This is a genomic window from Haloferula sp. BvORR071 (assembly GCF_000739615.1).
GTDB lineage: Bacteria > Verrucomicrobiota > Verrucomicrobiia > Verrucomicrobiales > Akkermansiaceae > Haloferula.
The window spans coordinates 35,115-58,145 of record NZ_BATP01000019.1 but is presented as its reverse complement, the minus strand read 5'-3'; the positions used below and the strand labels follow the sequence as shown (position 1 = coordinate 58,145).

At 63.0% G+C, this 23,031-nt stretch carries 20 protein-coding genes; 8 read left to right on the top strand and 12 right to left on the bottom strand.

Annotated features, from left to right (window positions below; genetic code table 11):
• Positions 1-3: 3 nt before the first annotated feature.
• Entirely contained in the window at positions 4-504 is a 501-nt protein-coding gene (locus BV071_RS08540) for a hypothetical protein (protein ID WP_035605006.1), read from the bottom strand.
• Positions 505-773: 269 nt separating this feature from the next.
• Here BV071_RS08540 and BV071_RS08535 point away from each other — a divergent pair, with 269 nt between their 5' ends.
• Positions 774-2,222 carry a nitrilase-related carbon-nitrogen hydrolase gene (locus BV071_RS08535; RefSeq protein ID WP_035605003.1) on the top strand — a complete coding sequence of 483 codons (1,449 nt, stop codon included), beginning with the start codon at positions 774-776 and terminating at the stop codon, positions 2,220-2,222.
• Position 2,223: 1 nt separating this feature from the next.
• Here the strand turns inward: BV071_RS08535 and BV071_RS08530 are convergent, their stop codons facing one another.
• From BV071_RS08530 to BV071_RS08485, 10 genes are all read right to left on the bottom strand, one after another.
• Positions 2,224-2,820: a hypothetical protein gene (locus tag BV071_RS08530; protein ID WP_265594222.1), complete on the bottom strand. Its 597-nt coding sequence runs from the start codon at positions 2,818-2,820 to the stop codon at positions 2,224-2,226.
• A gap of 69 nt (positions 2,821-2,889) precedes the next feature.
• Positions 2,890-5,439, bottom strand: a complete 2,550-nt coding sequence (gene topB / locus BV071_RS08525; RefSeq protein ID WP_035604997.1) for a DNA topoisomerase III — start codon at positions 5,437-5,439, stop codon at positions 2,890-2,892.
• Between the two features lie 230 nt (positions 5,440-5,669).
• The gene (locus BV071_RS08520; protein WP_035604994.1) at positions 5,670-6,137 is read right to left on the bottom strand and encodes a hypothetical protein; all 468 of its coding nucleotides are present in this window, start codon (positions 6,135-6,137) and stop codon (positions 5,670-5,672) included.
• Between the two features lie 49 nt (positions 6,138-6,186).
• A complete protein-coding gene (locus BV071_RS08515) occupies positions 6,187-6,708 on the bottom strand; it encodes a hypothetical protein (RefSeq protein ID WP_035604991.1) in 522 nt (173 codons plus the stop codon).
• Between the two features lie 3 nt (positions 6,709-6,711).
• Positions 6,712-7,185, bottom strand: coding sequence for a hypothetical protein (locus BV071_RS08510; protein WP_035604988.1), 474 nt, complete (start codon positions 7,183-7,185; stop codon positions 6,712-6,714).
• A gap of 23 nt (positions 7,186-7,208) precedes the next feature.
• Positions 7,209-7,697 (bottom strand): hypothetical protein, encoded by a 489-nt coding sequence (locus BV071_RS08505; protein WP_265594221.1) that lies wholly within the window; start codon positions 7,695-7,697, stop codon positions 7,209-7,211.
• A gap of 8 nt (positions 7,698-7,705) precedes the next feature.
• On the bottom strand, positions 7,706-8,797 hold the full coding sequence (dprA, locus tag BV071_RS08500) for a DNA-processing protein DprA (RefSeq protein WP_035604981.1): 1,092 nt from the start codon (positions 8,795-8,797) through the stop codon (positions 7,706-7,708).
• 151 nt (positions 8,798-8,948) lie between these two features.
• Positions 8,949-10,325 carry a DUF2851 family protein gene (locus tag BV071_RS08495; RefSeq protein ID WP_035604979.1) on the bottom strand — a complete coding sequence of 459 codons (1,377 nt, stop codon included), beginning with the start codon at positions 10,323-10,325 and terminating at the stop codon, positions 8,949-8,951.
• Positions 10,322-11,881, bottom strand: a complete 1,560-nt coding sequence (locus BV071_RS08490) for a TIGR03790 family protein (RefSeq protein ID WP_052573064.1) — start codon at positions 11,879-11,881, stop codon at positions 10,322-10,324. The genes BV071_RS08495 and BV071_RS08490 overlap by 4 nt, the downstream gene beginning before the upstream one ends.
• Before the next feature lie 71 nt (positions 11,882-11,952).
• The gene (locus tag BV071_RS08485; protein ID WP_265594220.1) at positions 11,953-12,783 is read right to left on the bottom strand and encodes an MBL fold metallo-hydrolase; all 831 of its coding nucleotides are present in this window, start codon (positions 12,781-12,783) and stop codon (positions 11,953-11,955) included.
• 294 nt (positions 12,784-13,077) lie between these two features.
• On the opposite strand from BV071_RS08485, the gene BV071_RS08480 reads away from it, so the two are divergent.
• The 6 genes from BV071_RS08480 to BV071_RS08455 all read left to right on the top strand — a co-directional run bounded on the left by BV071_RS08480 (position 13,078) and on the right by BV071_RS08455 (position 18,505).
• Entirely contained in the window at positions 13,078-14,040 is a 963-nt protein-coding gene (locus BV071_RS08480; protein WP_035604976.1) for a hypothetical protein, read from the top strand.
• Between the two features lie 156 nt (positions 14,041-14,196).
• On the top strand, positions 14,197-15,855 hold the full coding sequence (gene recN, locus BV071_RS08475) for a DNA repair protein RecN (RefSeq protein WP_035604972.1): 1,659 nt from the start codon (positions 14,197-14,199) through the stop codon (positions 15,853-15,855).
• Between the two features lie 78 nt (positions 15,856-15,933).
• The gene (locus tag BV071_RS36120; protein WP_035604969.1) at positions 15,934-16,248 is read left to right on the top strand and encodes a DUF5808 domain-containing protein; all 315 of its coding nucleotides are present in this window, start codon (positions 15,934-15,936) and stop codon (positions 16,246-16,248) included.
• A 47-nt stretch (positions 16,249-16,295) separates the two neighbouring features.
• On the top strand, positions 16,296-16,853 hold the full coding sequence (locus BV071_RS08465) for a RimK/LysX family protein (protein ID WP_052573063.1): 558 nt from the start codon (positions 16,296-16,298) through the stop codon (positions 16,851-16,853).
• Positions 16,850-17,755 carry a 30S ribosomal protein S6--L-glutamate ligase gene (gene rimK, locus BV071_RS08460; RefSeq protein ID WP_035604966.1) on the top strand — a complete coding sequence of 302 codons (906 nt, stop codon included), beginning with the start codon at positions 16,850-16,852 and terminating at the stop codon, positions 17,753-17,755. Before BV071_RS08465 ends, rimK begins: the two co-directional genes overlap by 4 nt.
• A gap of 15 nt (positions 17,756-17,770) precedes the next feature.
• Positions 17,771-18,505 carry a hypothetical protein gene (locus BV071_RS08455; RefSeq protein ID WP_035604963.1) on the top strand — a complete coding sequence of 245 codons (735 nt, stop codon included), beginning with the start codon at positions 17,771-17,773 and terminating at the stop codon, positions 18,503-18,505.
• A 56-nt stretch (positions 18,506-18,561) separates the two neighbouring features.
• On the opposite strand, the gene BV071_RS08450 is transcribed toward BV071_RS08455, so the two are convergent.
• Positions 18,562-20,760, bottom strand: a complete 2,199-nt coding sequence (locus tag BV071_RS08450) for a hypothetical protein (protein WP_265594219.1) — start codon at positions 20,758-20,760, stop codon at positions 18,562-18,564.
• Between the two features lie 121 nt (positions 20,761-20,881).
• On the opposite strand from BV071_RS08450, the gene BV071_RS08445 reads away from it, so the two are divergent.
• Positions 20,882-22,915 (top strand): family 20 glycosylhydrolase, encoded by a 2,034-nt coding sequence (locus BV071_RS08445; protein ID WP_052573061.1) that lies wholly within the window; start codon positions 20,882-20,884, stop codon positions 22,913-22,915.
• The last annotated feature ends 116 nt before the right edge of the window (positions 22,916-23,031 follow it).

Below are 23,031 nucleotides of genomic sequence, written 5' to 3'. Positions count from 1 at the left end.
TCGTTACTTTTTTTTCCCTCTGGGTTTTTCCTCCCCGATGCGGGGAACCATTTCGTCGAAAGCTGCGATTTCGGCTTCGCCGATGCCCTTCCAGATGACCATCTGGCCGTCCTCGATCTGCTTGTCGATCATCACCGCATCGACGATCCGGCCATTGACCATGGCGACGAGCCAGCGGTTGATGTTGGCGGAGCTGACGGCAGCCCAGCGGTTTTTCGGGCCGGGCTTGAGGACGAGCACGGCCCCGTAGCCCTCGCCATCGCGGGAGGGGAAGGGGGCGAAGGATTGGATATCCTTGGTGTTGATCTCCGGGAGCCGACGGTAGGCCAGCATCTTGCCATTGGTGGCCTGGGTGAAGATCATCTTCGGATTGTCCGTTTCCTCGGCCTGAAGATGGAAGGTGATGCCGGTCGGGTCGCCCTTCTTGCCGCTGGCATGGAGAGGCAGGGGAAGCGCCACGCTGAGGGTGAGCAAGGTAAGGACAGCACGGCGCGACAGGGTCATGCGGCGCAGCTTGCCTACGGGGTGGAGCTTTGAGAATCCAAAAAACGGCTGCCTGTCGGGATGCCTTGGAAGCCCGGAGGTCTGGGGGATTCGTAGTATTCCGTGGGGTTTAGGCATTGCTCTAATTTTGAGTGGGTTACGGTGATTTTGGTATCTCAGGTGGGAGGAATGGGACCTAGTGGATATGGGCTGGGGCCGGTCCGGACATTGGGGAAGCGGGTGCTTTTCCCGAGTCTTGGCTTCCCACGCAGATCTGCCAGAAAGGGGTGATGGCAGCAGCGGCAGACCTTTTGGCGGAAGAAGTGACGGATGCGATAGAGGTGCGCCGCGGCGGCTCTTGGCAGGAGTGGACGCTGGAGATCGTGCTGTCAGTGGGTCTCTTCCAGGCGGGGCTGAGCTTTCCGCAGCTCTCCGGTTGGCTGGTGCTGCTGTCGCTGGTCTTCCTGCTGCGCTTGCGACGGGCGGCGACGATGCGGCGGGCCTTTTACGGGGGGCTGTTGGTGGGGCTGGGGATCGTGGCACCGCAACTGACGTTTTTCTTCCATGTCTTCGGCTCCTTGGCCTTTGCCCTGTGGTTCGCGCTGGCGGTGTGGGTGGCCGCCTTCGTGGCGCTGGGGAAGGCGGTGGAGCAGCGCTTCGGTCGGGAGTGGGGTGTGGTGGCGGCCCCGGTGCTGTGGCTGGGGCTGGAATTCACGCGCTGCGAAGTGTGGCCGCTGAAGTTCACCTGGCTGACGCCCGGCTTTGTCCTGCCTGCGGCGAACTACGCGGGGGCCTTCCATTGGCTGGGGGTGTATGGGATTGGAGCGCTGATGGTCTATGGCGCGGCCTGGGTGGCGGATAGCTCGCGCGGGCCGATCAAGTGGGTGTTGCCAGCGCTGCTGCCACTGGGCCTGATGGGACTGCCGCATGCCAAGCTCTCCGGAGATAATGGCAAGTCGATCGTGGTGGCTGGGGTCCAGCGCGAGGACACCTATCCGCAGCAGGTGATCGAGGATCTGAATGAGGCGCTGCGGCAGGTTCCGGAGGCCAAGCTCTATGTTCTGAGCGAGTATTCCTATCAGGACGCGCCGCCACCGGAACTGCTGGAGTGGTGCCGCCAGAATGCCCGCCACGTGCTGGTGGGCGGCGTGGAGCATCACCGCGACAAACATGTCGAGGAGCACTTTTACAATATGGCCTATATCATCGGGCCGGACGGCAAGCTGGTGCACAAACAAGCGAAGTCGGTGCCGATCCAGTTCATGAGTGATGGCGAACCTGCCCAGGTCCAGAGCGTGTGGGATGGGCCGCTGGGGCGTATCGGCGTGGCGATCTGCTACGACATGAACTACGCGCGGGTGATGGACGGGCTGATCGGCGGTGAGGCTGCGCTGCTGGTGATCCCGGCGATGGATGTGATCTCTTGGGGCGAGCGCGCGCATCGTCTGAGCGCGCAACTGGCCGCGGTGCGCGCCGCGGAGTACGGCGTGCCGCTCTTTCGCTTGGCGAGCTCAGGCTACTCGCGGATCGCGCTGCCGAATGGCAAGCTGATGCAGGAGACCAGCGTGCCGGGGCAGGGGGAAGTGATCCACGGGCGAATCTATCTGCCGGAGAAGGGCCGGCGGCCGCTGGACCGCTGGTTGGCATGGCCCTGTGTGGTGGCGACGCTGGGGCTGATGGTTTTCCTGCTGGTGGAGAAGGCGCGGAAGATGGACCGGGCGAAGCAGAAGGCGGCCTGATTCAAAGCTGTGCCGCTTCCGCGAGCTGCTCTTCTAAGAGGGTATCGCGCTTGGTGATGCGCCTTGCCCGCCAGAAGGAAAGGCCTAGCCAAAGCGGGAGATAGCCGGCGATAAGCAGCCAGTGGGCAAGTTCCCAAAATTCGCTGATGTAGATGTGGTCAGGGATTCCCACCCCGTCCACTTGAGGTCCCAGGCCGCAGTCGTAGGCTGGGAATCCGTTTGTCGTGGTCTTGCCCGCATAGGCGGGCCAAGGGAGCCAACGCGCCTCTTCCGGGGCAGGGCTTCTGCTGAAATGTTGCCTTTTGAAGAGTCGCCCCACGACGGGAAGATCTCCAAGCAGCGGGTCGTCAGGGAGACCGTCCGCGCGATAGCTTTGGTCCAGGGTGACTTTCGCGCCTGAGTTGGAGAGGACAAATTCGGAGACCTTGGAGGGTGACCTCCAAGCGAGCCGCGAGGTGGAGTTCATCGAATCCCACCATCCCCACAGCAGGAATGCGAAGACGAGGGAGCCACACCAGAAGAGCAATGAGCGGTGGAGCGGCATTGCGAGCAGGGTAGCAAGCGGATGGCTCGTTCCAAGCGTGAGGAATTGGCGCAACCTTGCAAAGTTGCGCTACTCCGCTCGGCAAGCCCCAGCAGTCCAAGTGGGCGGCTGCGCCGCTGTGGCTTACTCCGCGCCTGCCTCAGGGGCCGCCTTCGCTGCCTTCTTCGCGGCGCGCGGCGGGCGCTCGGGGAACTCGAAGGCGATCTTGCCTTCCTTGAGGTCCAGCTTGAGGTGCGCGTCGAAGCCACGCTTGGTGCGGTTGGAGACGAAGCCCTTGATCAGGTCGGTCTTGCCTTCGCTGAGCAGCTTGAAGGCTTGGTCCTGCGGGATCTCCTTTTTGAGGATCTCGCGGCCGAGGCGCAGGCCATCCGGGTCGCTCTTGGTCTTGAGCTCGGGGACCAGATAGGCCTTCTCGGTGCCATAGACCTTCACGGTCTTGCCATCAGGAAGGGTCACGTTGCCGAGGATCATGTCGTCGGTCAGTTCGATGACCTTGTCCTCCCTGCCTTCGAAGACGAAGTTGATCTTGAACTTGGCGTCAAGTTCGAGCCCGGCGTCGAAGGACTTGTTGAACTTCGACTTGAAGCCGATGAGCGGGCCGACGAAGCGCTTGCTGAACAGCTCGCGGGCTTCTTCTTCCGTGAGCAGGCGGCCGGCGATGTACTTCTTCGCCTTGAAGCCGCAGTCAGGCGTGCGGCACTCGTAGCTCTCGTCGGTCTGCTTGAGACCCTCGGCTCCGCACTTCGGGCAGGTGGCCTTGAGGTCGGGGAAAGCGCGGTTCTTGATCTCGGTGGCGAGCGACTTGGCGCGCTTCACGATGTCGCGCGTGTAGTCCTCGATCTCATTCATGAAGGTGGCCCGCTGAAGCTGGCCGTGCTCCATCTGGCGGAGCTTGAATTCCCACTCGCCGGTGAGGCCCGGTGAGGTCAGGCCCACGATCTCCATCTCCTTGAGGATATGGATCAGGCGCATCCCATTCGGCGTGACGTGCAGGTCGCGGCCATCGCGGACGATGTATTTCTGCGCGATCAGGCCTTCGATCGTGGCGGCACGAGTCGCTGGCGTGCCAAGTCCGCGCTCCGACATGGCTTCGCGCAGGGCTTCGTCGTCGATGAGCTTGCCGGCGCCTTCCATCGCGGAAAGCAGGGTGGACTCGCTGAAACGGGCGGGCGGCTTGGTCTGCTCGTGGCGGACCTCGACTTCGAGCGTGTTTGCCTTTTCACCGGCGGCGACGGCAGTGAGCTCGTCCTTGCCGGAGGCCACGCCGGGACGGCGGCCGTAGACTTCCAGCCAACCGGGCTTGATCAGCACGCGGCCATCGGTGCGGAAGGTATCGGTGGCTTCCGGGTTGGCGATGCGGGTCAGGCGCGTGGTCTGCTCGTATTCCGCATTCGGGAAGAAGACCGCGATGAAGCGCTTCACGATCATGTCGTAAAGCTTCTCCTCGGTGTCGCTGAGCTTGGCGACCTTGCCAGTGGGGATGATCGCAAAGTGGTCCGAGACTTTCTTGGAGTCGAAGACGCGCTTGGACTTGGAAAAACGCGGGCCGTTCTCGTTCTTGCCCTCGAGCACGGCGCGGGCGTATTCAGCCACGGGCAGGTCGGAGCTGGCGATGTCGCGCAGGGTCTCGCGCACGGTGTCCCCGTAGTCCTCCGGCAGGTAGCGGGAGTCGGTACGGGGGTAGGTGATCATCTTGTGCTTCTCGTAGAGCGCCTGGGCGATCTGGAGCGTGCCCTTGGCGGAGAAGGGGGCCTCGCGCTGGAGGGTGGTCAGGTCGTAGAGCTGCGGGACGATCTGGGACTGCGCCTTGGTCTCTTCCGTGACGGTGCCGGTCTTGCCATCGCAGCGGGCCTTGATGGCATCGGCCACCGCTTGGTCCCAGATCCGCTCCTGACGGCCGTGGGGATTGTTTTCGTCCTTCTTCCACGCTTCATCGATCCAGCGGCCGGCGTATTCACCGGCAGCGACCTCGAAGGTGGCGTGGACCTCGAAGTAAGGGGTCGACTGGAAAGCTTGGATCTCGGCCTCGCGGGTCGCCAGGATCGCCAGGGTCGGCGTCTGCACCCGGCCAGCGGCGGTAATATTAAAGCCGCCGTGGCGGGAGCGGAAGCATGTCAGGGCACGGGTCGCATTCAGGCCAACCAGCCAGTCGGACTCCGAGCGGCATTTTGCGGCATCTGCCAAGGGCCGCATCTCCTCGTCGGAGCGCAGCTTGTCCCAAGCATCCATGATCGACTGGTTGGTCATGGACTGCATCCACAGGCGCTTCACCGGCTTGCTGATGCCGCCGATGTCCATGATGTAGCGGAAAATCAGCTCACCCTCGCGGCCGGCGTCGCAGGCATTGACGATGCTGTCGATATCCTTGCGCTTGGCCAGCTTGAGCACCTGCTTCAAACGCGCCTCCGAATCCGGGATGGGGTCCAGCTCGAATTGGTCGGGGATCGCCGGCAGCACATCGAACTTCCACGGCAGTTTTTTGCCGTTCGGGCCGGTCGGCATGCGCAGCTCCACGAGGTGGCCGACGGCGGAGGTAATGACCGCCTGATCGTTCTCGAACCAAATATCACGGCCCGATCCCTCCTTCTCGAATTTCCCCAAAGCCTTGGCCAATGCCCGGCTGAGGTCGGTCATGACGCTGGGTTTCTCGGCGATGATAAGGATCTTTCCCATGGACTCTGCGGCGGTATCCGGGGCGAGGGACTAGACGGGTGGGATAGCGCTTGGCAAGGGGATTTCCGAAAGCTTCCGCCAATCCCCGTAGGGGATGATTTTTGTTTCGAATCCCAAAGGATTACCTTTGGAGGCTGCATTTGGAGGAGAAAGGCTGCCCGGGCGGGCTTTCCGGAACCCTGCGGCCGGGGAGATCGATAAGGGAGGGTTTAGGCTGCGAGGAAAAGCCTTCAGGGCTTGGTGCAGCCGGGATTCCAAGCTTCTTTCCAGCCCTTGATGCGGCCTTGGGAGCGGTAACCGATGGCTGCGGAGGCTAGCCCCGCCAGCAGGCCGCAGATTGCCAAGGGAAACGACAGAGCCGCGACTGCTGAAATCAGCAGGCAGATGGAGGCCACTGCGAGTAGTTGCACACCAAGTTCCACAGCCATGTTGGCCGCAATTTGTCGCGGACCCACACTATAGGGGTGCTCGGCGGTGAAAAAATCCGCGGCTACCACCACAAAGTAGGCAATGATCCCGAGTAGGAGCGCAGCTAGGAAGATCGGAGGAGTCGCCCACACGGGCAAGGGGCGTGGACCGGCGAGGATGAGGGCCCAAGCGATGCAGGCGTGGAAGACACTGTACACCCGCGTCAAACCGGCCGGCAGGGCGATGCAGGCGGTGATCGTCTTGCGGACCCAGCGGGGCGTTGAGTTCATCGTCGCTCAAGCGGTTGGCGGCTGCCCGTCATTCGGAAAGTGGAGGCGCCTATGAGGTAAGGTCGAAGTCACCCGCGGCCGGATCTTTCCACGCTGCCCGCCAGTTGTTGGTGCGTTGCCGGTAGCGGACGGTGAGGAATAGTGCTGCGCCGCCGCAAACCATGCCCGCAGTGGTAAAGGCCGGGTGTCCCAAGGGCGTCGCCGCGGTTTCCATGAAAACAGTCGCGATCAAAAGACAGGCAGCGGCGACGCCGAGCAACTGGACTGCCAGCTCCACGACTATTAATACGGCGATCTCCCGGGGCGGCACGGCCTGGCGGTGCCGCGAGTTGACGTAATCGACGCCTGCGTCCACCAGATAGCCGACGACGCTGATGGTCAAAGCGATTGCGAAGGCCAGGGGATTGCCGATAGGCGTGCCGGAATGCGGTCCGAAGAAGGGGGATAGCCTTTCCGGGGCGGCCAAAAGTAAAACTCCCTCAAAACCGGCCCAGAGTATGCCGCCGATCCTGGCGAGCACCGCGGGCACACCCACGCAGAGAGTGATGATGAAGCGGGCAAAAGGCGGCACTACTCAGGATGGGGGAAGGGGATCGTGGATATGCTCCTGCACCCAGCGGTCGAGGAAGGCGGCGCGGCCGCGGTTGGTGAGGATCAGTAAATAGGCAAGTGCGATACAAAGCACCGCGGCCAGCACGCTCCTCTGCCAATCGGCGCGGGCCAAGGTAGGTGCCAGAGCGATTCCCGCTCCCACGATGCCGATGCCCTGAAGGTCGATCGCCAGATCCCAGGCCATGCGTTGGCCGATCTGATTGCCCGCCATCCGCTGTTCCGTGTCACCCAAGGTGTAGCCTACGAGCGCTTTCATCAGATGGCCGATGAGCGCCGCCGTAAGGAAGCCGAGGAACATGAGCCAATACTTTGGTTCCAAGCTGCCCATGAGCAGGAAGCCCAAGCTGGCCATGCCGCCGAAGCCGCCGAGGAACCACAGGAAGGCTCCCGGGTAGCCGACCATGATCACGATCAGAGTCCGGATGAAGGGAGGCATGGCATTTGGAGAAGACGACTTGTTCAAGGTGATGGGGCAGGATCGAAGTGGCTCGCGCGCAACTTCTCTTTCCATTGCTTGCGGCGCGCGGTGGCGTATCTCTGGAGCCACACGGCCGCGCCGAGAAAGGCCACCGCAAGCATCGCGGGGATCCAACTGCTGCCCGGGACATGATTCATCCTGCGGGCCCCGGCCACGATCACTCCGGCAGAGACCGGGGCATAGAGCAGGCTCACCGCGATATCGAGGGCTGCACAAGTCGCGAGGTGCTTGGAATCCGCCCCGTAGTCGCTGCCACGCGATAGAATGCTGCAGGCCATCATCATCAGCCAGCCGAAGGCAGTCGCCGCGATTCCTCCGAAGCCGAGGGCCACAGTTTCGACGAGCTTGTTTGCCGGCTCAAGCCACCAGAATGAGATCGCCCCGACCAATGCCATGATCCCTCCAAGCCAGAGAATCCCCGCCGGCACCCCGAGCACGAAGATCATAAGCGGGCGTATGAAGGGCGGCATGGCTGGATTCAACGCTTCACATACCGGAAACCCGGCAAGGCGCGAACCAGTTTCCGCATTTCCAGTTTCATCAGGCTGGTGGCCACCACCGGGGCGGGCAGGCCGGTGGCATCGACGATACGGTCGACGCCGGCTTCGCCCTCGCCGAGCGCGGCGAAGACCTTGGCTTCATCCGGCGGCAGTTCGGGCAAGGTGGATTTCTCCACCGTGGGCAGGCTCGCCGGGCGGGCGAAGGGCAGCTCACCGAGATCGTCGATGATATCCGCGCCGCTGGTGACAAGGGTGGCTCCTTCCCGGATCAACTGGTTGCAGCCGCCGGAGCTTTCCTGGTCAATGGGACCGGGGACGGCGTAGACGGGTCGGCCATAGTCGCCCGCCAGATTCGCGGTGATCAGCGAGCCGGACTTGCGCGCGCACTCGGTGACTACGACGGCTCGCGACCACGCTGCAACGATGCGGTTGCGCTGCGGGAAGGTCTGCTTGTCCGGCTTGGTGTGGAGAGGAAACTCGGAAACCACCGCGCCGCGGCCCTCGGCAATTTTTTCGGCGAGCGCCAGATTCTCCGCCGGGAAGAGCTGGGCCAAGCCGGAGCCGAGCACCGCGATCGTGCGGCCATTCGCGGCGAGGGCCGCTTCATGAGCTACAGTGTCCACCCCGCGGGCGAGACCCGAAACGATGGTGAAGCCGGCGTGCGCGAGCTGGAAAGAGATCAGCTTGGTGGCATTTCGCCCGTACATGGTGCAGCGCCGGGTGCCGACGATTCCGATGGCGTGGCGGTCGCGCGCTTCCAGTTTGCCCCAGACGTAGAGCAGCAGCGGTGCATCGTAGGCCTCGCGCAGGGCGGGCGGGAAGAGCTCATCATCCGGGGTGAGGATGGTGATGCCGCGCTCGGTCGCCTCGCGGAGTTCCGTCGTCGGATCGGTGAAGTCCTGCCACTTGTGCAGGATGCTTGCGGTTTCCTCGCCGATGCCATCCACCCGGATCAGGTCATCCTTGCGCGCGGCGAGAACAGCATCGGCATCCCCGAAGCGCTCTAACAGACGGCGCACGCGGATGGGGCCGATCTTCGGCAGGGAGTTGAGAGCGAGGAGGGAGTGCACGGGAAAAGGCGAAAATACTAATTTCTAAGGACCAATTTCTAAACGGAAGTGTGTGCGGAAGAGAAGAGGTGCTGGTCTAGCCAACGCGTTTCCTTTGAAGCATGCACATCATTCTTCATCACACTCTGGGTTGAAAATTAGTGCCTGGTAATTAGTAATTTTCTTCCTTCTTCCACTGCAAAAGCTGCTCCGGAAAAGGGCAGTCCGCGCAGTCACTCGCATCCTCAAGACAGAAGTCCTTGTAGATCTGCAGCAGCGCCTGGTGATGCGCGGCCTTCTTCAGCCAGGGCCCAGCGGCTTCCTCGCTGCCGAAGAGGCGGATGGCGCAGCGCTTGACCTTCTCGTTGCGGGCTCCGGCGGGGAGTTTGAGGTAGTTCGCGAAGGGTTCGCCCTCGTGCAGGACGAGCGGGAAGAGGTGATTGGCCAGCAGTTCGATGGCCTTGGCCTCGCCGAAGAGCGCGACCGATTGGCGGGATGCGGTCGAGGAGAGGGTGTGGCGGTGGGTCCAGAAGGGATCGGCGAGCTTGGCCAAGTAAGCGCTCAGGCCTTTCACATCCAAGGGCCGGGAGTGGGCGAGCTTGCGGAAGCGTGGCCAGTCTTTCACGAGGGCGGCGAGGGCCGCGACCCGCCGGTGCGGATGGTTGGCAGGCCGCTGGCCGCCGGCCTTCCATGGGATGGCGTGGGCGGATTCCCAGCGCCCGCGGGCTTTCCACCAGGTGTCCCAGAGTTGGCGCAGGTGCTCGCGGGTATCGGGCGGAGCCTTTTCATGGAGATCCGGCGCGAGGAAGCCTGCGGTGCCGAAGAGCAGCGCCTCCGCATCGGCGGGCGACTCGCGCAGCGCCGAGAGGGGCATGCGCTGGGCTAGCAGGCGCATGCCGAGGGCATTCGCACGATAGCCGAGCGTCTCCGCCACGGCCTGATAGAGCGCGGCATCCGGCCCGTGCACGTCAGCAGTGCGGAGGTAACGCGCGGCCTTGAGGTGAGCACGATGGGTCGCTGCCTCCACGATGAGATCGGAGACCGCCACCGGCGGCAATGCCGCGAGGGGATGCACACAACGTCCCGGTCGCGCGATCGCGATTTCGCGCCGCGGCAGCATCAGCACTTCCTCCACGATGTCCGTGGGAATCACCACGCGCGGGACCTCGCGGTGCTCGCGCGTGCGGGTGAAGCTGGTCGGCCCACTTGCATGGAAGACCACATGCAGGACCGTGCCATCGAAAGCAGGATCAGCACCATGACCGTGTGCCTCCCAGTCGCTGGCGCGGAGGTCGAGCTCGATCGCGCCTTCGCGCGTCTGGCCGCCGGTCTCGATCACGGCTTGCATGAAATCCGGACCGGCGGTGCGGTTCCACTCGCCGAATTGTACGATGCGCACCGTACTTCCGGAACTGTCGCGGAACTCGCGGCCAAAGGCACCTGCGAACCACAGGGCCTGCAACTCCAGTTCAGAAGGCAGCGGCAGGCGGGGAGGCTCGGCGAGGGCTCCGCCATTCCAAACGCGGGTCAGCAGGCCATGGTAGCTCATCGGCGCGGAGGTGTTGCCGGGGGCGGCGCGGGGGGGTCGATGATGTTCAGCCACGCTTGGGCGGCGGCGGCTTCCGGAAGATCCATGTAAAGCGTGCGGGCACCGCGCAGCGTCTTGATCGCGGCAGCGTTCCGGCCTTCCGCGCGATCAATGGCCGCGACGTTGAGGTCCATGCGCAGGCGGTCGGTTTTCTCAGTGTAATAATTCTTCGCCTTCTGGAAATCCATGGCGGCCTCCGCGCTGCGGCTGCGCTCGCGCTCCATCAGGCCGAGACTCTCCAGGATCACGCCGCTCTTCAGGCGGTCCGCGCCTTCGCGGAGCATGGCATCGAGTTGCTGCGGATCGTCTTTCCAGCGTTCCGTGGCGACGCGGATCGCCCGGTAATCGCGGTCGGCTTCTGATTTCTCGCCGCTGCCATCGAGGTGCAGGAAAGGCCGGTAGAGTGGATCGCCGAGGACGATATTCTGCCAGGACAGCACGGGGGCTGCCATGCAAGCGGCCTCCACCAGGGTGTATCCTGCCAGCAGGCGGGCTTGGAAAATATCGAAATGATGGGTCTTCTCGAGATAGGGCTCGTAGACATTGCCCAAGGTGGCGGCGGCACCGCGGGCCAGCAGGGGCGCGCACCAATTTTTGGAAGGATCCCGCAACTGGGCTGCGCTGAAGGAGTGCAGGTGCACGGCTACCGCGCCCTTCTTGAAATGGAAGGACGGATTGAGGAAGGGCCCGCTGACATGCCAGTCGTACCAACCGTAGTAAAGCGCGGTGTCGCGGAGAGGAAAGTTCGGGGGGAGTGTGTCAGAAAAGCGGTCCACCAAGGTGGGAATGCCGAGCTCACCGTGGAGGCGCACAATGTTCTCCAAGGAGGGGTCCCCGGCCGGCACGTTCGAATACTTTTTGGCGATATCGACCACGGCCATGCCCCACAGGCCAGTCTGCTCGGTCTCCGCCGCGTCGCGGATCATCCGTTCGCACACCGTGCGCGAAGGTCCATCGATGCGGCCCACCAGAGTTATGGGTGGCTCGCTTCCGGGAGTGCCAAGTTCCTTGCCGAAATAGGGGTTTACCAAGGCACCGGCGATCGGCAGGCCTTCGTGGCCGAGGAGCGCCAGCTCGGAATCGACGGCGGCTTCCGAAGTGGCGACCGGCGGCTGGCCGCCCGGCTTCATTTTCGGATCGGATTCGAGAGCGGCGATGCGGCTCGGCACGCCGAAGATGCAGGTCACAATGTGGATGCGGTTGACTCTAACTCCCAGCACCCCGTTCTTATCCGGCGTGCGCTGCCACCAGCCACGTTTGTCGTATTCGGCTTTGAGCGGCTCCAGCAGGCCCTTGTTGAATTCCTCGCGGCTGATCTCCTCCTTGTCCGGCAGGGGCAGGCCGACCAGGTTGGCAGCTGGGATTTGTCGGGCCGCGATGTAGTTCTCGGCCAGTGCCTTGGAATCCGCAGACGAGGAGTTATACAAGACCGCCACCGATTCCGGCGCTGGTGGCACCGGAGCGGCATGGACGACGGTGGCGAGCAGGATCAGGCAACCGATGGAGCGGATGAACACGCCCTGAGAATGCCCGCCAAGCGCCGCGGCGCAAGCCGGAGCTCCAGCAAATGCAGGGAGCGACAGAGGCCTCAGGCAAGGATCCGCAGACCATCCCAAGCGACCTGAACGCCCTGTGGCAGAATCGCCTCCAGTTCGGCATGGGGGTTCTCGTGGCTCAGGTGGGTGAGCCACGCGCGCGGAACCTGACACTCGGCGATCACGGCAAGTGCCTCCGCGGTCGAGAGATGTGTCGGATGCGGTTGCTCGCGCAGGGCATCGATGATCAAGATATCAGCCCCGCCGAGCAGCGTCATCGTGCTCTCGGGAACGTGTTTGACATCCGGGATATAGGCGACCCGGGGGCCGTCGGGCGGCTCGAAGAGGAAGCCCATCGTATCCGCCTTGGCGTGCTGCACCGGGAGGGGGGTGATCTTGAGATCGCCGACCGAAAAAGCTCCTTCGATCAATTGAGGGTCCGGCTTGATGTAGCCGCGGAAAACATTCTCCGTGGAGAAGGCCCAGCCGAACATCGTCTTGAGCACGTCCATGGTCTCCGGCGAGGCATGCAGTGGCAGCGGCGACTCGCGGTGCCAGCAGAAGGCCCGCAATTCATCGAAGCCGACGACATGATCGACGTGGGCGTGGGTGTAAATCACGGCATCCACCTTGGTCAGGCCTTCGCGCAGCGCCTGGGCGCGCAAGTCGGGGCCGGAATCCACCAGCACCGAGATATCTCCCGAGCGAACATGGATGGAAGAACGGGTCCGGCGGTCGCGCGGGTCCAGCGAATGGCAGACCCGGCAGGGGCAGCCGATCACCGGCACCCCCACGGAAGTCCCCGTGCCGAGAAAAGTCAGTTCGAAATCCGCTGCCATTGCCTTGCCGCCAGTGAGGCTGGCACCGAGCGGGGCGGGGGGCAAAGCGAAATCCCCGCCCGGAGAGCATTGCGCACAGCCGGTGGCTCTGATAGGGAAACTTGAGGAAGGAGTAAGCTGTCCATCATGGGCAATACCAAAGGAAAAAAGCTGATGGCACTTGGCGCGGCCCTTGCAATCGTACTTCCGGCGGGCCTGCTCTGTTGGAGTTCATTCAACCCGACTGCAAATCCGTCCCCCTCAAATATTGCCTTCAAAGCGCCGGTCGCGCGGCAGACACCAGAATCACCCCGGCCTGCCCGCTTAGAGTCAACGCGACAGCCGCGGGATCGTACTCGGATGGTATCCCGCCCGGGCGCAGCCAAATACATCGCGGCTTGGGATGAACAAACGCGCGGACTCAAGGGCGATTCCTTGAAGGCCGCGCAATGGCGGCTGGCCAAGGAGGCCATCGAAGAAGGCCTTGGCGGAATGGACATGGCCGCCTTCCTTGAGCACGTGCAGGGGAAGACAGGGAGTGATTTGCAGCAGTGGCTGGTGTCGCACGCGTCATCCTGCCTATATCATTCCGTTGACCGTGAGCAAGCCAAGGAGTGGATACTGGCCCTGGAGAATCCCAGGTTCCAGACGGACCTGCTCTTTTTCATGGGCACCGACTACGATGAGACGGATGGCCCTGAGGCCTTCCTCAAGCGGATTTCCCTGCCGGCTGCGCGCGAAGCCTTTCTCAGCGGATATTGCGTCAACCTCGCCCATGAGAAGCCCGAGGAGGCGGTGAAGACCTTCTTGCGGTGGAATGAGCCCGGAAAGGACATCGGAGCGCTGGGACGCGTGGTCGGAATACTTCCGGAATTCGCGGACTTCGACGGAATCGCCGAATCCTTGCATGCACTCTCCGATGCGAAAGGGGTCGGGCCGGTGAGCGAGACGCTGCTCCGGCGGTGGGCGAGTCTCGATCCGGGTCGTGCGGCGGAGTATGCGGTGAGCAATCCCGGGACCGTATTGCCCGACCACCTGGGCTCGGTGGTGGGCGTTTGGCTCCAATCATCCCCAGCGGAGGCTGCTAGCTGGGTAACGGGCTTAGCCCCCTCGCCGTTCAAGACCAGCGCCTGCGGCGTCATGGTGGCAGGACTTCTGGAGGGGGACCCTGCGCAGGCTTGGACCTATGCCTTGCAGATGGAAGATGCTGGCGCCCGTGACGCGGCCATTGAAACCGTTCACACCGCGTGGGCGAAGCTGGACTCAGTGGCGGCAGATTCAGCGCTGGCCCAGGTGAAGAGGCGCACAAGCGACGAGCACTAGAAAACCGATCCCCCATTCTCCGGCCGGGACTGCGGTCTCAGCGAAGGGGAGGAGATTACTTCCCGTTCTGTTCCAAGCGCTCCAATTCAAGCACGTTCCGAGGGCGATTGACTCCCTGCGAGGGCCGCGCATCATGCGCGCGCCGCGGCCACGCCCATGCTTACCCTGCTCAAAATCCGCAATCTCGCCCTTGTCGATGAACTCGTTTGGGAACTCGGTCCCGGCCTCGTCGGCGTGACGGGGGAGACCGGTGCCGGCAAGTCGGTGATCGTCGGGGCCTTGAAGCTGGTACTGGGCGAGCGCGCGGACAAAGGTTTGATCCGCACCGGCGAGGACTCCTGCACGGTCGAGGCGGTCTTCGAGCTGAAAGAGGTGGCGGAGATCGACGCGGTGCTGGCGGAAGGTGGGCTGGATCCTTGCGAGGATGGCTCGCTAATCGTGCGCCGCGTGATCGGCCAGAGCGCGAACCGGCAGTTCGTGAACGACTCGCCGGTGACCCTCGCGCTGCTGAAGCGGCTCGGCGAGCATCTGGTGGACCTGCACGGACCGCACGATCACCAGTCGCTGCTTTCGACCGAGCGCCAGCTTTCGATGCTCGATGCCTATGCCGGCAATGATGCCGGATTGGAGGCTTACCGCGCGACATGGCGCTCTTGGCGGGACAAGGAGACCGAACTGGCAGACCTGCGCCAAGCGGAGACGGCGGGCACGCAGGAGCTGGATTTGCTGCGTCATCAGGTCACGGAGATCGATGCCGCGCAACTGAAGCCGGAAGAGGAAGACGAGATCGCCGACCGCTACCGGCGCGCGAGCAATTCGACACGGCTGGTGGAGCTTTCCGCGGCGGCGGCTTCGGCCTTGGGCGAGGATGAATCCGGGGTGCTCACGCGCTTGTTAGAAGTGCAACGCCTGGTGCGGGAATTGGAAAAGCTGGACCCCAGCGTCCGCGAACGCACCCAAGGCCTGGAAGGCGCAGTGATGGAACTGCAAGAGTTGGAACGCTCGCTCGCCGACTACTCGGAGGATCTCGATATCGACCCCAAGGAAGCCTCACGGCTGGAAGAGCGCGTGAATCTTTTCGAAACCCTGAAGCGCAAGTATGGTGGCAGTGACCTCGCGACCGTGCTGGCCCACCGCGACCGCGCGGCCGCGCGCCTGGACTCGGTGGAGAACCGCGGCGAGCGCTTGGAGCAACTGGCAGCGGAGGCCGCTCAGCTCCGCGAGGCGACCGACAAGGCGGGCCTCGCGCTCTCCGCGAAGCGCAAGAAGGCCGCGCCCAAGCTGGCGAAGGAGATTGCAGCACAGCTCAAGGATCTCGGCTTCAAGCAATCGTCCTTCGAGGTCCAGGTCGCTTCTAACAAGGAACCCGCGGCCTCCGGCCTGGAAGGCATTGATTTCCTCTTTGGCCCGAATCCCGGCGAGCCGCTGCAGCCGCTGCGGCAGATCGCTTCCAGCGGTGAAATCAGTCGCGTGATGCTGGCGGTGAAGAGCGCACTGGCGGAGCAGGATGCTACCCCTCTAATGGTTTTCGACGAGATCGACGCGAACGTCGGCGGCGAGATTGCCCGCGCGGTGGGCAAGAAGATGGCGGTGCTCGGCGCGAAGCACCAGGTGGTGGCGATCACCCACTTCCCGCAGGTCGCCGCACTCGCCGCGCGTCACTATGTGGTGGAGAAGGAAGTCGCTGGCGGCCGCACCCGCTCGCGCATGTTCCCGGTGAATGGCGAAGGGCGGATTTCAGAACTCGTGCGCATGCTCGGCGGGGGCGGGGACTCGGCGCGGGCGATGGCGGCGAGTTTGCTGGCTGAAGCTTGAAGGAAATCCAGGCGCTGCGCTCTGGTTCTGCTTGAGGCAAATCTCCGGATCGGTCATTTTCTAACCACGGTTCCTGTCATGAAGCTGAGCGAATTGGATGAAATTCACCGGTCTCCCGGGAGCTGGATTCTTGGCGTCGTCTATTTCGCGCGCCGCGATCCCCGGCTCTTGGTTAGGAAGCGGATTGGAGCACTCGGGTGGACTTTGAATTTTGCCCGCCCGCTGGCGATTCCCTTCCTTCTGGTGACCTTGCTAGTCCTCTGGTTGGGGCTGGACGCCGTGGCTTCCTTGGAATGGTCGAAGTCGGTAAAATGGGGTGCGGCGTTTGGCCTCATTTCCACGTTGATTGCCGTCTGGGCTTGGGCGGCAAATCCGCGGCGCTATATTGATTGAGTCGCTCACGACTCTCTGATCCAGGTTCGCGTCTTTCCGTTCCCTCTATGAAACGCAAGCCCCGCAGCTTCAAAGCCACGCCCCTCCAGGTGGACGCTCCGTCCGGCCAGGTGGCGCGCGAGCTTGGCCTGCCGTGGAAGCACACCGGCATGCCGAAGCTGGTCCTCGGCCGCCGCGAGTGGATCGGGCTGCCGGAATTCGGGGTCGGCCCGCTGAATGCCAAGACCGACAGCGGGGCGCGCACCTCCAGCCTGCATGCGGAGGAAATCCAGGTCGCGCCGGATGGTCTGAATGTCTTTTTCGTCACCCGGGATCACTACGGGCGGCGCGTCACCTGCGAGGCGGCGATCGTGAAATCCACCCGTGTGAAAAGCTCCACCGGAGTCTCGCGCCGCCGCCACGTGATCGAGACCGAGGCGATGCTGGCCGGCGGTTTCACCTGGCGGATCCGCCTGACTCTGGCGAACCGCTCGGACATGCGCAGCCCTATGCTTTTAGGGCGCCAGGCGCTCGCTGGATATTTTCTCATTGACCCGCAGGGCAATCATCTTGAGGGAGCGCTGCGCGATCTCGAAGCGCACTTCCCCGGCTGCCACCGTTCATGAAAATCCTCGTCCTGTCGCGTAACGCGAACCTTTATAGCACCTCTGCCCTCGTCAATGCCGCGGAGGCGCGGGGCCACGAAGTGCGGGTGGTGGACTACCTCCGCTGCTACATGAACATCACGGCGCACAACCCGAAGATGTTCATCGAGGGCGAGGAACTGACCGCGGATGCAGTGATCCCGCGGATCGGCGCCAGCCACACCTTCTACGGTAATGCTGTGGTCCGTCAGTTCGAGATGATGGGCGTCTTCACCGTGAATGACTCGGTGGCGATCGCCCGTTCGCGCGACAAGCTGCGCAGCATGCAGCTCCTGGCGCGCAAGGGGGTCGGGTTGCCGATCACCGGCTTCGCCCACTCCACCGACGCGACCCGCGAGCTGATCAAGATGTGCGGCGGCGCGCCGCTGGTGATCAAGCTGCTAGAGGGCACGCAGGGCGTGGGTGTGGTGCTCGCCGAGACCGCCAAGGCCGCCGAGTCGGTGATCGAGGCCTTCAAGGGCCTGCGTGCCGACATCCTCGTGCAGGAATTCATCAAGGAGGCGAAGGGCGCGGACATCCGCTGCCTCGTGGTCGATGGAAAGGTGGTAGCCGCCATGAAGCGCCAAGCGGCGGAGGGCGAGTTCCGCTCGAACCTCCATCGCGGTGGTACTGCGGAGAAGGTGAAGATCACCCCGGAGGAGCGCTCGGTGGCGATTCGTGCCGCCAAGATCATGGGCCTGAATTTCGCGGGGGTGGACCTCTTGCGCTCAAACCACGGACCAGTGGTGATGGAGGTGAATTCTTCCCCGGGTCTGGAAGGTATCGAGAAGTCCTCCGGCAAGCCGGTGGCGGACATGGTGATCGACTTCATCGAGAAGTCCGCCGTGAAGCCGCCCAAGCCGCCGAAGCCGACGGATAAGTGATTCTCCCTCCCAACCATGAAAGATTGGATCGTCCTTCATATTGATGCGCTGATCCCCATGGTGGTGGGGATCGTTGTGTTGGTGAAGTTGCGGTTTTGGCCAAAGCACAACAGTGACTCGCTGGACAGAGCCAAGAAGCGGCAGACCCTCATTGCTGTAGGCGCGCTGCTCGTCGTCATCGGGGGTAGCCGGTATTTCACCGATTCTCTGGCGACGGGATCGCAGCTGCGGGACATGTCCGGGTATGAGACTTCGTCGCGGAAATTGGACCCATCCAAGCTCAAGAGAGTGGACCCGTCTGAATTCCTTAAGCCAGTCACTGCAACGACGGATGACGGGATGGCCTCGGCGGAATTTCCGATGACTCCCGTGAGGCATGAGGCGGTAGACCGCAAAATGGGAATGGAAGCCAAGCGCGTCACGCATGAAGTCGACATCGATGGTGGCGGCTTGAATCTGAGTCTGAGCTTCAGCGAGTATCCTGCCGGGTCCGAAGGAGCAAAGAACGAGGAGAGGCTGCAGGGATTGAAGCAACTTCTGCTGGAAGCCGGATACCGGCCTCTCAGAGAGGCAGGCACCCTCGCCGGAATCTACGAGATGGTGGTTGAGAATGCAGAGACTGGAGGGCGGCTCAGCATGCGCTTGAAGTTTGCAACGCGCGGTCTCTACCGCGTCCTGGCCACTTCGAACCGCGCTTACCACGACGACGCGAGAATCGAACCGTTTTTGAACTCGTTCACCGTCAAGTAGGCCGGGAATGGAAACATAGTCCGCACAGAGGGCTGTGCGGACCACTCTCGGAGCCCTCACTTCAGCCCCTTGATCCGGTAGAGCACCACCTTCGACTTGTAGTCGTCCTCGATCATCACCCGGTATTCGCCGTCCTTGCCGAGGCGCGCACTTACTGTCTCGCGCAGATCCTGCAAGCCCACCTCGCCGATCTCCGGTCCGGGCTCGACGTGGCCCACCGCGCTGCCATCGCGGGTGCGGAAGATCTCCACCCGCCCGGTGCACACCCCCGCCGACTTCGAAGCTCCCGTGTAGGGCACGAAGATGAAATCCCCCGCGACATCGAAGCCCATCGGCTCGCAAGACTCGTGGCCGGAGGACCCTTTCACGTAGGGTAGGGTCACAGTCCATGCGCATTTCCGCTCGCCTTTCAGCCAGTGGTCGTAGCGGGCCAGCACCGGGCCCATCGGTTTCCAGTGCTGATTCTTGTCCTCCGCGGTGCTGCCGCCGAGATACATCGTGTCCGTCGCGGGATCGTAGCGCAGCCGCTTCACTTCTTGGAATTCCGCGGGGTGGGGGAAGCTTTGGATCGTGGCGAAGTCCCAGCGCGGATTTTCCTTCGGATCGAGCCCTTGTGAAGGGAAGAGGCGGATCCCGTCCTTCTCCGTCGCCAGCCAGACATTCCCGGCCGCATCTACCCACCACCCTTGAGCGGAAGGCGCATCGTCCCCTCCATTGGCGGTGAACTCGCCTTCGTCGAAGGCTCCGTTGCCGTCCGCGTCCCGCCAGATCCACTCACCCTTCTCGGGCTGGTGAGGCGGCCACTCGGTCTTCACCTTCACGTGCTTCTTCGCGAAGAGACCGGAAGGAATTGCGATTTCGCCATCGGATTCCGGCGCGAAGCGGTAGACCTGCAAGTGCTCGCCGTTCATGTCATTGACGAAGAGCACCCGTTGCCCGCCAATCCGTCGCAACCACGCTCCGCCCGACCAGATGTGCAGCCGAGGATCTTCGGGATATTTCACCCGGTTCAGGGTGAAGGCATGATAGCTTGCTTCCTTCCCTGGTGGCTTGCTGGGATCGAAACGAAAATGCTCCTCCTTGGTGTAGACTCCAGTTTCGTCCCCGGGGTCGAAGTCAGCCATGTCCACGAAGGTCAGGCCGACAAGCCGCCAGAGCAGCGCTTGCGACTTCAAGTCGTAGCACTCCAGCACTGTGCCCCCACCGCCGCTCTGGCCGTCTTGGGCGACATAGAGCCGGTCCTTGGCATCGCAGCCGATCGCAGTGATATGGTTGAATTTTTTATCGGCAAAGATTCCAGGAACGGGGGCAAGGATGCCTCCTTCCGCCCCGATCTTTCGCTGCGCGACCAGCGTGCGCGGATCGATGTGAAACGGATGGATCTGCTCGCCGGGGCCGTCTTCCACCACCAGTGGCCGTCCTTCGGCATCGAAGCAGAAGGCTCTCGCATCGGGAATCGTCGAGATCAACTGAGGTCCTCCCGCCGTTTTCCCCTCTGGGGTGAAGGCTTCGAGCCCTGCGTAAAGATCCTTCGTCCGTCCGCTCATCATCCAGACCTTCCCCGTCGGGCCCAGTGTAAGAGGTCCGGTGCGCTCCACCTCCCACGAGTTGAGTTGCTGCATCGTCTCACAATCGAAGACCTTGATCCGGCGCTCTTGGGGAGCCACGACATAGACCCGCGATTCATCCGCGCATATCCCGGTGATCGGGTTGCTGTCATCGTCCGCGACTTCAGCGATGACCAGGAAGGACTCGTTCAAGGTGTCGCCCTTGCCGCCCTTGCCACCGGGGAATGGAGCGGCGGACCGGATGTCGCTGCGCGGGCGCCGTGATATGCCGTACCACTTCTTGCCCTTGGGCGGCCAGGTCCCTGGATCGACCAGTCCGCCGCCCTCGTTGCTCACGCACATGGCGATGAACAGGTACTTGGAATTGGCGGCCACCGCCTTGCCGCCACCATTGCCCCAGCCGTGGGTGTGGCCCGCGTAGCCGATGAGTTCGCCATCGCGGTATTCCCCGACGTTGCCGCCGCCCTCCTCCCACTCCACGTTTGTGAAGACGGTGCCATCGGGCGTCACCGTAATGGCGGCGATATCCTGCTGGACCCATTTCTGTGCTCCGCCGTAGCTATTGCCGATCCACGAGCTGACTGCCGGCAGGGCCGGGCTGGTGAATTCCGCGGCACTCGCGGGACCCGCCATCAGCAGCAAGGACAGCGCGGATTCGGCGACGGGTCGGAAAGGAACAGGAGGCATCGTTGCAAGCCTACGGGTTCTGGGTAAGTCGTGTTTCACACCCGGGGAGCTGTTCCCGACCCGCAATCGAGCCGTATTTTCCCGATTGTCCCCACCGGCGGGATTCGCTGAAGTGCGATCCATGCGCATAGCTCTGCTCGCCGTCGCCCTGATCAGCTCCCTTGCCGCCGTGGAACCGGCGATCATCCCGCTGCCAAAGGAGATGAAGATGGGGGAGGGAAGCTTTCCGGTGGTGGAAAGCAGCGGAGAGCCCCGCGCAGGTATCCGTTACGACCGCGAGCTTGAAGGGATCGCCAACCTTTTCGCTGCCGATCTGAAGGAACGTGCAAACGGGGACATCAAATTGGTGAAAGAGGAGCTGCGGATCAAACTGCCCCACGAGATCCGGCTCGATCTCGACACCTCTCTCCCCCTCAAGCCCGGCGGCTACAAGCTCGAGGTAAAACCAGAAGGGGTGACAGTGATCGGCAAGGACGTCGCCGGTGCGTGGTACGGCACCCGTAGTATTCTCCAGATGCTTCCGCCGAAGGGCACCGAGGTGTGGGCCACCACGAAAGGGGTATATCTGCCTGCGATCTCCATCACCGACGAACCCCGCTTCTCCTGGCGCGGCATGCACATGGACGTGGGCCGCCACATGTATCCGGTGGAGGACATCAAGAAGTTCATCGACTGGTTGGCCTTCCACAAGCTGAACACCCTGCACTGGCACCTCACGGAGGACCAGGGCTGGCGCATCGAGATCAAGAAGTATCCCAAGCTCACGGAGGTCGGCGGCTTCCGGGATTCCACGCCGCCTTACGGCAACCGCGACAGCGACGATGGCAAGCGCTACGGCGGCTTCTACACCCAGGAGCAGATCAAGGACCTCGTCGCCTACGCCGCCGCGCGCCAGGTCACCATTGTGCCGGAGATTGATATGCCAGGCCACATGGCCGCCGCGATCGCCGCCTACCCGGAGTTCGGGAATAGCGACATCCCCAACTACGCGCCGAAGGTCCGCACCCGCTTCGGTGTCCTCTACGATACCCTCGCGCCCACCGAGGAGACCTTCAAGTTCATCGATGATGTCCTCACGGAGGTCTGCGCGCTCTTCCCCTCCACCTACATCCACACCGGTGGCGACGAGGCCCCGAAGGACCAGTGGGAGCAGTCCCCCCGCGTGAAGGAGCTGATGAAGAAGGAGGGCCTGAAGGACGGCCACGACGTGCAAAGCTACTTCGTCAAGCGCGTGGAGAAGATCCTCGAAGCGAAGGGCCGGAAGTTGATTGGCTGGGATGAGATTCGCGAGGGCGGGCTCTCGCCCAAGGCAACCGTGATGTCATGGCGCGGCGAGCAAGGTGCGGTCGATTCCGTGAAGGAAGGCCACGATGTGGTGATGGCCTCCACCAGCCATCTCTACCTCGACCACTACCAGCTCCCGAAGAACCCGGAGCTGGCCAAGGGCGTGGAATACGAGGCATGGGGCGGCTTCCAACCGATCTACAACGTCTACTCCTACGACCCCGTGCCAAAGGCCCTCAATGCGGAGGAAGCCAAGCACATCCTCGGTGTCCAGGGCCAGCTCTGGTCCGAGTATATCAGGTCCTACGACAAGCTGGAATACACCGCCTTCCCGCGCATCGCCGCCGTGGCGGAGATCGCTTGGAGCCCGCTGGAGAAGAAGAACTACGACGACTTTCGTAGTCGTCTTGATCCAATCATGAAGCACTACGATGCCGCGAAGGTGCGCCACGCCGTGCCACTGGCCGCTCCGAAGCGTGAGACCAAGGACGGCGGCACCATCCAGACCTCGCTGGGCACCTTCCGGCCTCTTTTCCTGTGGCCCGAGTTGGCCTACGACGGTGACCCGGAGACCTTCTTTTGGTCCGCGGCCAAGGTGAAGGCGGATGACTATTTCACGCTCACGCTGCGCGCCGCCGTATCCGGTAAGGTCAAGGTTGTTACCGGCGGCAAGATCGGGCCCTTCCCGGATCATCTGGAAAGCGGTGTTCTGGAGGCTTCCGCGGATGGGAATACCTGGACGCCGGTTGCCGATTTCAAGTCTGGCACGGCGGAGGGCATCTTGCCTGCGGGCACGACCAACGTGCGCATCCGTGTGACCAAGGCCCAGGAGTCATGGTTCACCCTTGGCGAGATCGTTTTCGAAAAGTAGTCCGCGAGGTGGTTCGCTCGGTCCTCTGGGCGGACGAAGCAGTTCTGACGGCTGACCTCATCCGGGCCCTCAGGTTGAGGTCCGCCTGTAGAACAGCTTCCACTGCACAAAGGGTC